This window comes from Streptomyces sp. MAR4 CNX-425 (assembly GCF_048656465.1).
Lineage (GTDB): Bacteria > Actinomycetota > Actinomycetes > Streptomycetales > Streptomycetaceae > Streptomyces.
In genome coordinates, this window is the sequence record NZ_JBMDLF010000006.1 from 226,912 (window position 1) to 243,062 (window position 16,151).

General features: G+C 73.9%; 1 protein-coding gene. It reads right to left on the minus strand.

Annotated features, from left to right (window positions below; genetic code table 11):
* Nucleotides 1-34: 34 nt before the first annotated feature.
* Complete coding sequence (locus tag ACHZ99_RS18960) at nucleotides 35-16,144, minus strand: SDR family NAD(P)-dependent oxidoreductase (RefSeq protein ID WP_420306059.1); 16,110 nt, start codon at nucleotides 16,142-16,144, stop codon at nucleotides 35-37.
* Between the last annotated feature and the right edge of the window lie 7 nt (nucleotides 16,145-16,151).

The window sequence follows — 16,151 nt, forward strand, 5'->3', positions numbered from 1 at the left end:
CAACGTGAGGGAATGACCGCGGCGGCGACGCGACTCAGTCGATGCCCAGTTCCTTCTCCATGAGGGCGAGCATTTCGTCGTGGCTCGCCGACTCGATCACGTCTTTCCGAGAAGCGGTGTCCGCGGTGTCCCGTGCGTCATCGAGCTTCCAGAGCAGCCCTTGCAGACGCCTGACGAGCTGCGACCGGCCGGTGCCCTCCGGCCGGGCCGTGGCGAGGACCGCCTCCAGGTTCTCCAGCTCGGCCAGCGCGGGGGTGGCGGCGGAGTCCGGGCCGTCGGCGCGGTCTCCTGCGAGTTGGGTGTGGAGGTGGTCGGCGAGGGCGGTGGGGGTGGGATAGTCGAAGACCAGCGTGGCCGGCAGGCGCTCCCCTGTCGCCGCACCCAGACGGTTGCGCAGCTCGACAGCGGTCAGCGAGTCGAAACCGATGTCCTTGAACGGCTGATCCACACTCACCGTCTCCGGCCCCGCATGCCCCAGAACCGCCGCCACATGCGTACGGACCAGATCGGTCAGGATCCGCCGCCGCTCCCCCTCGCCCACCGACGCAAGACGCCGCTGCAACGCGGACGTATCCGCAGCCGACGCCGCAGCACGCCGCGCAGGCCCACGCACGAGCCCGCGGAGCATCGCCGGCAACGTGCCCGACCCGGCCTGCGCCCGCAACCTGCCCGCATCCACCCGCGCCGCGAACACCAACGGCTCCGTCGCCGCCAACGCCGCATCGAACAACGCCAAACCCTGCTCATCACTCAACGCACCCAGACCGGAACGAGACATCCGCGAAACATCCCGCTCACCCATCCCCCCCGTCATCCCACTGGCCTGCGCCCACAACCCCCACGCCACCGACGTACCAGGCAACCCCTCAGCACGACGACGCGCCGCCAAAGCATCCAAAAACGCATTCGCCGCCGCATAATTCGCCTGACCAGGAGCCCCCAACACCCCCGCCGCCGACGAGAACAACACGAACGCCGAAAGATCCAGACCCCGCGTCAGCTCATGCAGATTCACCGCCGCATCAACCTTCGGCCGCAACACCGCATCAACATCCCCCGCCGTCAACGACTCCACCAGCCCATCCGCCAGCACACCCGCCGCATGCACCACACCCGTCAACGGCCGCTCCACCGGAACCGAATCCAGCACCTCCCCCAACGCCTGACGATCCGCCGCATCACACGCCGCAACCGTCACCGACGCACCCAACCCCACCAACTCATCCCGCAACTCCACCGCACCACCGGCATCCAACCCACGCCGACTCGTCAACAACAGATGCCGCACCCCATACGACCTCACCAAATGCCGCGCAACCAGACCACCCAACACCCCCGTACCACCCGTCACCAACACCGTCCCACCGGGGTTCAGCACGGCGTCGCGCTTCTCCGGCTCCGCGGCGTCGACGCGAGCGAGTCGCGGCGCGCGCAGGGAGCCCGCGCGGACGGCGACCTGCGGCTCGCCGCTGTCGACGGCTGCCGGGAGCGTCGCCGCGGACGCCTCGTCGTCGTCGATGTCGATGAGGAGGAAGCGGTCGGGGTGTTCGGACTGGGCCGCGCGCAGCAGGCCCCAGGCGCCGGCCTGGGCCAGGCCGGTCACCGGTTCGCCGGCGCGTGCGCCGATCGCGCCGCGGGTGACCACGGCCAACCGCGCATCGGTGAACCGCTCGTCGGCCAGCCACTGCTGGACGTACCCGAGCACCCGGGACACGGTCGCGTGCACCGCGTCGCCTTCGAGGTCGGCCGCCGGGTCCCCGATGCAGGGCAGCAGCACGACCCCGGGCAGCTCTCCGTCGCCGTCGGCGGCCGTCAGATCCGGCCAGGCCGCCACGTGCACGCCGGCGCGCTCCAGCGCCGCCCGCAGCTGAAGCGGGTCGGCACCGAGCACCGGCCAACGGCCCGCGGCGGACCCGCCCGCCGCCGGCGCGGGCAGCTCGGGCCACGCCACGTGCAGCAGCGAGCCCTGCTCCCCCTTGCGCATCCGCTCCAGCTGCTCGGCCGCGACCGGCCGTACCACCAGCGACTCCGCCGACGCCACCACCTGCCCGGCGCCGTCGGCGACCAGGACCTCGGTGCTGTCGGGGCCCGCAGGGGTCAGCCTGACCCGGACGCGGGTGGCCCCGGCCGCCGCCAGCGACAGCCCGGCCCACGCGAACGGCAGGCGCATCCCGCCGTCGGCGGGCCCGGCGACGGCGAGCGCGTGCGTGGCCGCGTCGAGCAGCGCCGGGTGGATGCCGAACCGGCCCGCCTGCTCGCGCGCCTGCTCGGGCAGCTCGACTTCGGCGTAGAGCTGGTCGCCGCGGCGCCAAGCGGCTTGCAGGCCCCGGAAGGTGGGCCCGTAGCCGTAGCCCGCCTCGGCCATCCCCGGGTAGAAGCCGTCCAGGTCGACGGGCTCCGCGCCCGGCGGCGGCCAGGTGGCGAGGACGTTCGTGTCCGACGGTGCGCCGGGGGCCAGCACGCCGCCGGCGTGCTCGGTCCACTCGGCGGCGCCGGTGTCGTCGTCGGTGCGGGAGTGGACGGACAGCGGCCGGTGGCCGTTCTCGTCCGCGGCTCCCACGCGGACCTGGATGGCGACGCCGCCCTTGTCGGGCAGGATCAGCGGGGCCTCCAGGGTGAGTTCCTCGACGCGGTCGCAGCCGACCTCGTCCCCGGCGCGTACGGCCAGCTCCAGGAAGCCGGTGCCGGGCAGCAGCACCGTCCCGGCCACCGCGTGATCGGCCAGCCACGGCTGCGTGTGCACCGACACCCGGCCGGTGAGCACCGCCGACCCGTCGGGCAGGTGCAGGGCGGCGCCGAGCAGCGGGTGGTCCGCGGTGTCCAGGCCGAGCCCTTCGGGGTCTCCCGTGTCCCCGGCGGCCGAGGTCATCCAGTAGCGCTGGTGCTGGAAGGCGTACGTGGGCAGCTCCACCCGGCGCGCACCGGTGCCGGCGAACAGCCGCGGCCACTCGACGGTCACGCCGTGGACGAAGGCTTCGCCCAGCGCGGCGGTGAAGCGGTCCTGGCCGCCTTCGTCGCGGCGCAGGGTGCCGATGGCGGTGGCGGGCGCGCCGGCGGCGTCGATGGTCTCCTGTACCCCGAAGGTCAGCACGGGATGCGGGCTGGCCTCGATGAACATCCGGTGCCCCTGCTCCAGCAGCTCCCTGGTGACGTCCTCGAAGCGCACCGGCTGCCGCAGGTTCCTGAACCAGTAGTCCGCGGTGAGGCCGGCGGTGTCGACGACCCCGCCGGTGACGGTGGAGTGGAACGGCACGCGCGCGGAGACCGGGCTGATCGTGCCCAGGGCGTCGAGCAGTTCGTCGCGGATGGCCTCCACCTGGGGTGCGTGGGAGGCGTAGTCGACGGGGATGCGGCGTGCCCGTACGGCGTCGGCCTCGCAGGCGGCGAGGAGTTCGCCGAGGGCGGCGGCATCGCCGGAGACGACCGTCGAGGTCGGCCCGTTCATCGCCGCGATGCCGATACGGCCCTCCCACGGCCCCAGCCGCTCGCGCGTCTGCTCCGCGGAGAGCGCGACCGACGCCATCCCGCCGGCCCCGGCCAGGGCCGTCAGCGCCCGGCTGCGCAGGGCCACGACCTTCGCCGCGTCGGCGAGGGACAGCGCCCCGGCGACGTACGCGGCGGCGATCTCGCCCTGCGAGTGGCCCACCACGGCGGCCGGTTCGACGCCGTTGGCCCGCCAGAGCTCCGCCAGCGACACCATCACCGAGAACAGCACCGGCTGGACCACGTCCACCCGCTCCAGGCCGGGTGCCCCGGGCTCTTCCCGCAGCACCGCGAGCAGATCCCAGTCGACGTGCGGGGCAAGGGCTTCTCCGCACGCCCGCAGGTGGTCGGCGAACACGGGCGCGGAGTCCATCAGGTCCAGCGCCATGCCCGCCCACTGCGACCCCTGTCCGGGGAAGACGAACACCGGCCGGGCGTCGTCGGCGGCACGGCCCACGACCGCGCCGGACGCGGGCCCGTCCTGTACGAGCGACTGGAGCGACTCCATCAGGCTCTCGCGGCCGTCCGCCACGAGCACCGCGCGGTGCGGCATGTGCGTGCGCGTGGTGGCGAGCGAAAGGCCGACGTCCGCGTGGCCGAGGCCGGGGTTCTCCGTCAGGTGGCGGTGCAGTCGTGCCGCCTGGCCGCGCAGGGCCTCCTCGGAGCGCGCGGAGATCGCCATGGGCAGCACGCCGAGGGCGGGCCCGTCGGCCGCCGCCGGTTCCGCGGGCTCGTCGGCGGGGGCGGCTTCCACGATGACGTGGGCGTTGGTGCCGCTGATGCCGAACGAGGACACCGCCGCCCGGCGCGGCCCGCCGTCGCCGGACCACGGCTGGGCCTCGGTCAGCAGCCGGACCGCCCCGGTCGACCAGTCGACATGCGAGGAAGGCTCGTCCACGTGCAGCGTCCTGGGCAGCAGCCCGTGCCGCATCGCCATCACCATCTTGATCACACCCGCCGCACCCGCGGCGGCCTGCGTGTGCGCGATGTTCGACTTCACCGACCCCAGCCACAGCGGACGGTCCTCCGGCCGCTCCTGCCCGTACGTCGCCAGCAACGCCTGCGCCTCGATCGGATCCCCGAGCGTCGTACCCGTCCCGTGCCCCTCGACCGCGTCGATCTGGTCCGGCACGAGTCCGGCGTTGGCGAGGGCCTGGTGGATGACGCGCTGCTGCGACGGGCCGTTGGGTGCGCTGAGTTGGCTGGTGGTGCCGTCCTGGTTGACGGCGGTGCCGCGGACGACCGCCAGCACCGGGTGACCGTTGCGCCGGGCGTCGGACAGCCGCTCGACCAGCAGCAGACCGACACCCTCACCCCAGCCCGTACCGTCCGCGGCAGCGGCAAAGGGCTTGCACCGGCCATCGGCCGCCAGGCCGCGCTGCCGACTGAACTCCACGAACGTCGACGGCGTCGACATCACCGTCACACCACCCGCCAGCGCCAGCGTGCACTCCCCCTGCCGCAACGCCTGCGCCGCCAGATGCAACGCCACCAACGACGACGAACACGCCGTGTCCACCGTCACCGCCGGCCCCTCCAGACCGAACGTGTACGCCACCCTCCCGGAAGCGACACTCCCCGCACTGCCCGTGCCGAGAAAGCCCTCGAAGTCCTTCGGCGGACTGTGCAGCCGCGTGAGGTAGTCGTGATACATCACCCCGGCGAACACCCCGGTCGCCGTGCCTCGAAGCTGCTCCGGGTCGATACCCGCGTGCTCGAACGTCTCCCACGCCGTCTCCAGCAGCAACCGCTGCTGCGGATCGATCGCCAGCGCCTCACGCGGGCTGATACCGAAGAATCCCGGATCGAAGTGATCCGCCTCGTGCAGGAAGCCGCCCTCGCGGACATAGCTCTTGCCGAGGCTCTCGGGGTCCGGGTCGTACAGCTCGTCGACGTTCCAGCCGCGTTCCGACGGAAACCCGCTGATCGCGTCCACACCGTCGGCGACCAGCCGCCACAGCCCCTCCGGAGACGTGACGCCACCGGGGAACCGGCACGCCATACCCACAATCGCGATCGGCTCCTCCGCACCCACCGCCGCCACCGGCGCAACGACCCCACGGGCCGCCTGCACACCCGACACCTCCTCACGCAGGTGCCGCGCCAAAGCCACCGGCGTCGGATGATCGAACAGCGCCGTCGCCGGCAACCGCAGACCCGTCGCCGCGTTCAGCCGATTACGCAACTCCACCGTCATCAGCGAATCGAAGCCCAGCTCCAGGAACCCGCGGCCGGTGTCGACCTCGTCGGTCGCCGAGCCGAAGCCCAGCACGGTGCTCATCTCGGTCCGCAGCAGGTCCAGCACCAGCCGGTCCTGGTCTGCCTCCGGCAGCCCGGCGAGCCGCTGCGCCAGGGCCGACGCCGAGCCCGGCGTGGCCTTCGTACGCCGCGACGCCGCCGGGACCAGGCCGCGCAGCAGCGCGGGCGCCATGCCGGTGCGCACGCCCGCGCGCACCGCACCCATGTCGAGGCGGACCGGCACCACGACCGGCTGCTCCGTCAGCGCCAGGGAGGCGTCGAGCAGCGCCAGGCCGTCGTCGGGGGCGATCGGCTCCAGGCCGCTGCGCGCCATCCGCGCGCGGTCGGCGTCGTCCAGCTGCCCGGTGATGCCGTCGCTCTGTTCCCACAGCCCCCAGGCAAGGGAGACCGCCGCCCGGCCGCCGGCCTGCCGGTGCGCGGCCAGGGCGTCGAGGAAGGCGTTGGCCGCGCTGTAGTTGGCCTGGCCGGGGCTGCCGAACGTACCGGCCGCCGACGAGAACAGCACGAACGCCGACAAGTCCAGGTCCCGGGTCAGCTCGTGCAGATGCCAGGCCGCGTCGACCTTCGGCCGGAAGACCCGGTCGTAGCGGTCGGGCGTGAGGGAGGCGAGGACGCCGTCGTCGAGGACCCCGGCGGTGTGGATCACCGCCGTCAGCGGATGCGCCGCGGGCACGGCGGCCAGCAGGCCCGCCACGGCCTCGCGGTCGGCGAGGTCGCACGCGGTCAGCGTGACGGTGGCGCCCAGGCCGGTCAGTTCGGCGGCCAGCGCCTCGGCGCCGGGGGCGTCGGGACCGCGCCTGCTGACCAGCAGCAGGTGCCGGGCGCCGCGCTCGGACACCAGGTGCCGGGCCGTCATGGCACCGAGGTCACCGGTGCCGCCGGTGATCAGGACCGTGCCCTCGGGGTCGAGGGCGGCGGCTTCACCGGCCGCGACCGCTCCGGCGGCGACACGGGCCAGACGCGGCGCGTACACGGTCCCGCCGCGGATCGCGACCTGCGGCTCTTCGGTGGCCACCGCCGCCGGCAGGGCCGACAGCGACGCCTCGTCGTCGTCCGTGTCCACGAGGACGAAGCGGTCGGGGTGCTCGGACTGCGCCGACCGGATCAGTCCCCACACCGACGAGCCGGCCAGGTCCGGCGCGGCCGTACCGGCGGCGGGGACGCCGACCGCGCCGCGCGTGACGACGACCAGGCGCGACGACGCGAACCGCTCGTCGGCCAGCCAGTCCTGGACCACTTGGAGTATCCCGCCCACCGCGGCCCTGGCCGCGGTGGGCGGGTCGGTGCTCACTGCCGCTCGGGGGGAGCACGGCAGGAGCACGGTTTCGGGCACGGCGGTGCCGGATTCGACGGCCGTGTCCAGCGCGGCGAGATCGGCCACGCTCGACCACGGGCCGGCCAGGCCGGAATCGGTGCCGAGACAGATCCACGCGTCGGCGGATGCCGCGGTGCCGCCGCCCGCGGCCGGGGTCCACTCCACGCGGAACAGCGAGTCGTGCAACGCCCCGCGGGCGGCGCCCAACTGCTCCCGGCTGACGGGCCGCACGGCGAGGGACTCGACGGATCCGAGGGGCTGTCCGGCGCCGTCGGCCATGGCCACGGACAGGCCGCCGCTCGCCTGCGGCGTCAGCCGCGCCCGCAGGGTCGCCGCACCGGCCGTACGGAAGGAGACGCCCGTCCAGCTGAACGGCAGGGCGGCACGGAGCGACCCGCGGTCGCCGCCCGCCGCCGGAGACATCGCGACCGGGTGCAAGGCCGCGTCCAGCAGGGCCGGGTGCAGGGTGAACCCGTCGCCGTCGGCGCCGTCGGGCAGTTCGACCTCGGCGAAGACCTCCTCGCCGCGCCGCCAGGCGGCCCGCAGCCCCTGGAACGCCGGGCCGTAGACGAGACCGGCGTCGGAGACCAGCTCGTACAGCGCGTCCAGATCGATCGGCTCGGCACCCGCGGGCGGCCACACGCCCAGCTCGGCGACGGGTGCCGCGACACCGCCTGCGGTCGTGCCGAGGGTGCCGCCGGCGTGCCGGACCCACTCGGCCGCGCCCGCGTCGTCGTCGGTACGGGAGTGGATGGTGACCGGCCGCAGGCCGGTTTCGTCCTCCGCGCCCACCCGGACCTGGACGGCAACCCCGCCGTGCGCGGGCAGGACGAGCGGGGTCTCCAGGGTGAGTTCCTCGACGCGGTCGCAGCCGACCTCGTCCCCGGCGCGTACGGCCAGCTCCAGGAAGCCGGTGCCGGGCAGCAGCACCGTCCCGGCCACCGCGTGATCGGCCAGCCACGGCTGCGTCTGCACCGACACCCGGCCGGTCAGCGTCAGCGACTCGTCGCCGTCTCCCACGGCGGCGGCCAGCAGGGGGTGGTCCACCGCCGCCTGGCCCAGCTCCACCGGGCTCCCGGGCGAGGGGTTGTCGGCCAGCCAGTAGCTCTTGTGCTGGAAGGCGTACGTGGGCAGCTCCACCCGGCGCGCGCCCGTACCGTCAAACAGGGCAGACCAGTCCACGGGCACGCCGTGCGCGAAGGCGCGGGCCGCGCCGGTGACGGCGGAGACCGGCTCAGGATGGTCGCGGCGCAGGACCGGGACCGTCACGGCCTGCGAGTCGGTGTCGGCGAGGCAGTCGGCGGCCATCGCCGTCAGCACGGAGCCGGGGCCGACCTCCACGAGCACCGACGCGTCCTGCTCCACCAGCCACCGCACACCATCGGCGAAGCACACGGCCGCACGCGCATGCCTCACCCAGTACTCGGCGCTCGTCGCCTCCTCCGCGCTCAACGGCTCACCGGTGACATTGGACACGACAGGAATCCGCGGCGCACTCAGCCCGGTCCGCTCCGCAACCCGGCGGAACTCCGCCAGCATCGGATCGATCAGCGGCGAGTGGAAGGCATGACTGACCTGAAGCCGACGCACCTTCCGGCCCTGCTTCTCGAACTCGGCCGCGATCTCCAGCACCGCGTCCTCGTCGCCCGAGATCACGGTCGCGGCGGGGCCGTTGACGGCGGCCACCGCCACCCGGTCGCCCAGCAGCGGAGTCACTTCCTCGACACCGGCCTGGAGCGAGACCATCGCCCCGCCCTCCGGCAACGCCTGCATCAACCGACCCCGCGCAGCCACCAGAGCACACGCATCTGCCAGCGAGAACACCCCGGCCACGTACGCCGCGGCCAACTCACCCACCGAATGACCAACCAGCACATCCGGCCGCATCCCCCACGCCTCAAGCAGCCGGAACAGGCCCACTTCCACAGCGAACAACGCAGGCTGCGTATACGCCGTCTGATCCAGCAACTCCGCCTCCGCCGAACCCGCCCCGGCGAACAACACCTCCCGCAACGGACGCTCAAGGTGCGCATCCAGCTCCGCACAGACCTCATCCAGCGCCCCGGCGAACACGGGGTAAGCCGCGTACAGCTCACGGCCCATACCCGCCCACTGCGAACCCTGGCCCGGGAACATCCCCACCACACGCCCACCACCGCGAGCCAGGCCCGTGACCAGCTGCTCGGCGGTCTCGTTGCGCGCCAGGGCGTCCAGACCGGCCAGCAGTTCGGCCCGGTCTGCGCCGAGCACCACCGCTCGGTGGTCCAGCCGGGCCCGGGTCGTGGCGAGCGAGTACGCAACGGCGCCGTCCTCGACGTCCGCTTCCGCGGCGACGTGCCGGCTCAGCCGGGCGGCCTGCTCGCGCAGCGCCCCCTCCGAGCGGGCCGAGAGCACCCACGGCACCACGGGCAGCGCCGCTTCAGGGCCACCGGCCCCGTCGGACGGCGCCTCCGGCTCGTCGACGGCCGGCTCGGGGGCGGCTTCCACGATGACGTGGGCGTTGGTGCCGCTGATGCCGAACGAGGACACCGCCGCCCGGCGCGGCCCACCGTCGCCGGACCACGGCTGGGCCTCGGTCAGCAGCCGGACCGCCCCGGTCGACCAGTCGACATGCGAGGAAGGCTCGTCCACATGCAGCGTCCTGGGCAGCAACCCGTGCCGCATCGCCATCACCATCTTGATCACACCCGCCGCACCCGCGGCCGCCTGCGTGTGCGCGATGTTCGACTTCACCGACCCCAGCCACAGCGGACGGTCCTCCGGCCGCTCCTGACCGTACGTCGCCAGCAACGCCTGCGCCTCGATCGGATCCCCGAGCGTCGTACCCGTCCCGTGCCCCTCCACGGCATCGACATCCGCCGCGGACAGACCCGCCGTCGCCAGCGCCTGCCGGATCACCCGCTGCTGCGACGGGCCGTTCGGCGCGGTGAGTTGGCTGGTGGTGCCGTCCTGGTTGACGGCGGTGCCGCGAACGACCGCCAGCACCGGGTGACCGTTGCGCCGGGCGTCGGACAGCCGCTCGACCAGCAGCAGACCGACACCCTCACCCCAGCCCGTACCGTCCGCGGCAGCGGCAAAGGGCTTGCACCGGCCATCGGCCGCCAGGCCGCGCTGCCGACTGAACTCCACGAACGTCGACGGCGTCGACATCACCGTCACACCGCCCGCCAGCGCCAGCGTGCACTCCCCCTGCCGCAACGCCTGCGCCGCCAGATGCAGCGCCACCAACGACGACGAACACGCCGTGTCGACAGTGACGGCCGGCCCCTCCAGACCGAACGTGTAGGCCAGCCTCCCGGTAGCGACACTTCCCGCACTGCCCGTCCCCAGGTAGCCCTCGAAGTCCTTCGGCGAGTTGTGCAGCCGCGTGAGGTAGTCGTGGTACATCACGCCCGCGAACACCCCGGTCGCCGAACCGTGCAACGACTCCGGGTCGATACCTGCGTGCTCGAACGTCTCCCACGCCGTCTCCAGCAGCAACCGCTGCTGCGGATCGATCGCCAGCGCCTCACGCGGGGTAATGCCGAAGAACCCGGGGTCGAAGTGGTGCGCCTCGTGCAGGAAGCCGCCCTCGCGCGCGTACGTCTTACCGAGGCTCTCGGGGTCCGGGTCGTACAACGCGTCGGCGTTCCAGCCGCGTTCGGACGGAAACCCGCTGATCGCGTCGACACCGTCGGCGACCAGCCGCCACAGCCCCTCCGGGGACGTGACCCCACCGGGGAACCGGCACGCCATACCCACAATCGCGATCGGCTCCTCCGCACCCACCGCCGCCACCGGCGCAACGACCCCACGGGCCGCCTGCACACCCGACACCTCCTCACGCAGGTGCCGCGCCAAAGCCACCGGCGTCGGATGGTCGAACAGCGCCGTCGCCGGCAACCGCAGACCCGTCGCCGCGTTCAGCCGATTACGCAACTCCACCGTCATCAGCGAATCGAAGCCGAGGTCCAGGAAGCCGCGCCGCACGTCGACTTCCTCGGCCGACTCGTAGCCGAGCACGGTGCCCATGTGCGTACGCAGCAGGTCCAGCACCAGACGGTCCTGCTCGGCGTCGGGCAGCCCCGCCAGTTGCTCCGCGAGCGACGAGGACGACGCCTGGGCGGGGCGTCCCGGCCGGGGCCGGGACGGTACGAGACCGTGCAGCAGCGCCGGGGCGACGCCGGCGCGGACCGCCCCGCGCACCGCCCGCAGGTTCAGCCGCACCGGTACGACCACGGGCTCGGCCCGCCGCAGCGCCGTGTCGAACAGCGCCAGGCCCTCGTCGCTCTCGATCGGCTCGATGCCGCCGCGCGCCATCCGCGCCAGGTCGGCTTCGTCCAACTGTGCCGAGATGCCCTCGCTCTGCGCCCACAGCCCCCAGGCGGCGGACGTCCCCGGCAGGCCGCGCGCGCGGCGATGGGTCGCCAGGGCATCGAGGAAGCCGTTCGCCGCCGCGTAGTTGGCCTGGCCGGGGCTGCCGAACGTACCGGCCGCCGACGAGAACAGCACGAACGCCGACAGGTCCAGATCCCGGGTCAGCTCGTGCAGATGCCAGGCCGCGTCGGCCTTCGGCCGGAAGACGGCCTCCAGCTGCGCGGCGGAGAGCGACGCGACCACACCGTCATCCACCACGCCCGCGGTGTGGATCACTGCTGTGAGCGGGTGCGCCGCGGGCACCGCGGCCAGCAGCTCCGCCACGGCCTCGCGGCCGGCGAGGTCGCAGGGCGCGACGGTGACCGTGGCACCCAGCCCGGTCAGTTCCGCGGCCAGCGCCTCGGCGCCCGGCGCGGCCGGGCCCCGGCGGCTGGCCAGCAGCAGGTGCCGTACGCCGTGCCGGGAGACCAGGTGCCGGGCCGTCATGGCACCGAGGTCACCGGTGCCGCCGGTGATCAGGACCGTGCCCTCGGGGTCGAGTTCCTTCTGTGCGGCGGCTTCGGTCGGCGCGGCCGGGACCCGGGCCAGGCGGGGCGTGTGCACGGTGCCGCCGCGGATGGCGAGCTGCGGCTCGCCGCTGTCGACCGCCGCCGGCAGCGTCGCCAGCGACGCCTCCTCGTCGTCGAGGTCGACCAGCAGGAAACGCCCGGGGTGCTCGGACTGCGCCGACCGTATCAGCCCCCAGACCGACGAGCCGGCCAGGTCCGGCCCCACCGCGGCGTCGTCGCCCGCCAGGGCGACCGCCCCGCGCGTCACGACGACCAGGCGGGACGGCACGAAGCGCTCGTCGGCCAGCCACTGCTGCACCAGCGCCAGCACGCGCGACACCGCCGTACGCGCGCCACCGGCCGCGTCCCCGGCGGGCGGGCCGGCACACGGCAGGAGTACGGTCCCCGGGACCTCGGTGCCGGATTCGACGGCGGCGTCCAGCGCCGCCAGGTCGACCACACCGGTCCACGGCCCGGGCAGATCCGCTTCCGTGCCCAGGCACATCCACCCGTCGGCCGACGCCGCAGGGCCGCTCGCGGCCGCTGTCCACTCCACGCGGAACAGCGAGTCGCGCGGTCCGCCGCGGGCGCCGCCCCACTGCTCCTGGCTGACCGGCCGTACCGCCAGGGACTCGACCGCGCCGACCGGCCGCCCCTCGGCGTCCGCGAGCGTCACGGACGAGCCGCCGGCGCCGTTCGGCGCCAGCCGTGCCCGCAGGGCGCCGGCACCCGGTGCGTGTACGGACACGCCCGTCCAGCTGAACGGCAGCTCGGCACGTACGGACCCGCCGTCGCCCGCCGCGGGCATCGCGACCGGGTGCAGCGCCGCGTCGAGCAACGCGGGGTGCACGCCGAAGCGGCCCCCGTCGACGCCCTCCGGCAGTTCGACCTCGGCGAAGACCTCCTCGCCGCGCCGCCAGGCGGCCCGCAGCCCCTGGAACGCCGGGCCGTAGACGAGACCGGCGTCGGAGACCAGCTCGTACAGCGCGTCCAGATCGATCGGCTCGGCACCCGCGGGCGGCCACACGCCCAGCTCGGCACCGGCCGCGGGCGCGGTGTCCGCGGAGCTCAGAAAGCCGCTGGCGTGCTGGGTCCACTCCCCCACCGCCGCGTCGTCGTCGGTGCGGGAGTGGACGGTCAGCGGGCGGTGGCCGGAGTCGTCTTCGGTGCCGACGCGGACCTGGACGGCGACGCCGCCCTGGCCGGGCAGGACGAGCGGGGCCTCCAGGGTGAGTTCCCCGACGCGGTCGCAGCCGACCTCGTCCCCGGCGCGTACGGCGAGTTCGACGAACGCCGTGCCCGGCAGCAGCACGGCCCCGCCTACCACGTGGTCCGCGAGCCACGGCTGCGTCTGCGTGGACAGCCGGCCGGTGAGGACGGCGGACCCGTCGGGCAGGTGCAGGGCCGCACCGAGGAGCGGGTGGTCCGCGGTGTCCAGGCCGAGCCCGGCCGGGTCGCCGCCAGGGGCAGAGGCGGTCAGCCAGTAGCTCTTGTGCTGGAAGGCGTACGTGGGCAGCTCCACCCGACGCGCACCCGTACCGTCGAACAAGGCAGACCACCGCACCGGTACGCCGTGCGCAAAGGCGCGGCCCGCGCCGGTGACGGCGGAGACCGGCTCGGGGCGGTCGCGGCGCAGGACCGGCACGGTCACGGCCTGCGAGTCGGTGTCGGCGAGGCAGTCGGCGGCCATCGCCGTCAGCACGGAGCCGGGGCCGACCTCCACGAGCACCGACGCGTCCTGCTCCACCAGCCACCGCACACCATCGGCGAAGCACACGGCCGCACGCGCATGCCTCACCCAGTACTCGGCGCTCGTCGCCTCCTCCGCGCTCAACGGCTCACCGGTGACATTGGACACGACAGGAATCCGCGGCGCACTCAGCCCGGTCCGCTCCGCAACCCGGCGGAACTCCGCCAGCATCGGATCGATCAGCGGCGAGTGGAAGGCATGACTGACCTGAAGCCGACGCACCTTCCGGCCCTGCTTCTCGAACTCGGCCGCGATCTCCAGCACCGCGTCCTCGTCGCCCGAGATCACGGTCGCGGCGGGGCCGTTGACGGCGGCCACCGCCACCCGGTCGCCCAGCAGCGGAGTCACTTCCTCGACACCGGCCTGGAGCGAGACCATCGCCCCGCCCTCCGGCAACGCCTGCATCAACCGACCCCGCGCAGCCACCAGAGCACACGCATCTGCCAGCGAGAACACCCCGGCCACGTACGCCGCGGCCAACTCACCCACCGAATGACCAACCAGCACATCCGGCCGCATCCCCCACGCCTCAAGCAGCCGGAACAGGCCCACTTCCACAGCGAACAACGCAGGCTGCGTATACGCCGTCTGATCCAGCAACTCCGCCTCCGCCGAACCCGCCCCGGCGAACAACACCTCCCGCAACGGACGCTCAAGGTGCGCATCCAGCTCCGCACAGACCTCATCCAGCGCCCCGGCGAACACGGGGTAAGCCGCGTACAGCTCACGGCCCATACCCGCCCACTGCGAACCCTGGCCCGGGAACATCCCCACCACACGCCCACCACCGCGAGCCGTCCCGACCGACACCTCGTCCGCCGCCGGCCGCCCCTCCGCGAGGGTCCGCAGGGCGCGTACGAGGTGGTCGTGGTCGTCGGTGACGACCACCGCGCGGTGTTCCAGGTGGGCGCGCGTGGTCGCCAGCGAGTAACCGACGTCCGCGGCGCTCCACTCGGGGTGCGCCGACACGTACTCCGCGAGCCGCGCGGCCTGGCCCCGCAGCGCCTCCTCCGAGCGCGCCGACACCATCCACGGCACCACGGGCGGCACGGTGCCGTCGTCGGCGGCCTCGCCGACCGGCGCCTCGGGCGCGGCCTCCACGATGACGTGGGCGTTGGTGCCGCTGATGCCGAACGAGGACACCGCCGCGCGGCGCGGCCGGCCGCTCCCGGGCCACGGCTGCGCCTCGGTGAGCAGCTCGACGGCCCCCGCCGACCAGTCCACGTGCGGCGACGGCTCGTCCACGTGCAGCGTCTTGGGCAGTACCCCGTGCTGCATCGCCATCACCAGCTTGATCACGCCGGCGACGCCTGCCGCGGCCTGGGTGTGCGCGATGTTCGACTTGACCGACCCCAGCCACAGCGGGCGGTCCTCCGGCCGCTCCTGACCGTACGTCGCCAGCAGCGCCTGCGCCTCGATCGGGTCGCCCAGGCTCGTACCCGTCCCGTGCGCCTCCACGGCGTCGACATCCGCCGAGGAGAGCCCGGCCGTCGCCAGCGCCTGCCGGATCACCCGCTGCTGCGACGGGCCGTTCGGCGCGGTGAGCCGGCTGCTCGCGCCGTCCTGGTTGATCGCGGAGCCGCGGACGACGGCGAGGATCCGGTGCCCGTTGCGTTCGGCGTCGGAGAGGCGCTCCAGGAGCAGGAGGCCCACGCCTTCGCCCCATCCGGTGCCGTCCGCCGTGGCGGCGAACGCCTTGCAGCGGCCGTCGGGGGACAGCCCCCGCTGACGGCTGAACTCCACGAACCGCTTCGGGCTGGACAGCACGGTGACCCCGCCGACGAGGGCCAGGGTGCAGTCGCCCTGCCGGAGCGCCTGACCGGCCTGGTGGAGTGCCACCAGCGACGACGAGCACGCCGTGTCCACCGTCACCGCCGGCCCCTCCAGGCCGAAGGTGTACGACAGCCGGCCGGAGATCACGCTCGTGGCGCTCCCCGTCACGGCGTAGCCCTCGGCGCCCGCCGCCTGCGTGTCGTGGCCGTAGTCGGACCCGAAGGCGCCGAGGAACACCCCGGTGCGGCTGCCGCGCAGGGACGGCGGGTCGATGCCCGCGCGCTCGAACGTCTCCCAGGTGGTCTCCAGCAGCAGCCGCTGCTGCGGGTCCATGGCCAGCGCCTCGCGGGGCGAGATGCCGAACAGGTCCGCGTCGAAGTCGGCGACGTCGGCGAGGAATCCGCCGTGCCGCGTGTACGACGTGCCGAGGTGGTCGGGGTCCGGGTCGTACAGCCCGTCGAGGTCCCAGCCGCGGTCGGCCGGGAAGTCGGACACCGCGTCCCGGCCCTCGGCGACCAGCGACCACAGGTCCTCCGGCGAGGCCACTCCCCCGGGGAACCGGCAGGCCATGCCCACGATGGCGACGGGCTCACCGAGGGCGGTGGTGAGCTGCTGGTTCTGCCGGCGCAGCCGGTCGGCCTCCTTGAGTGCCGCGCGCAGGGCGCCG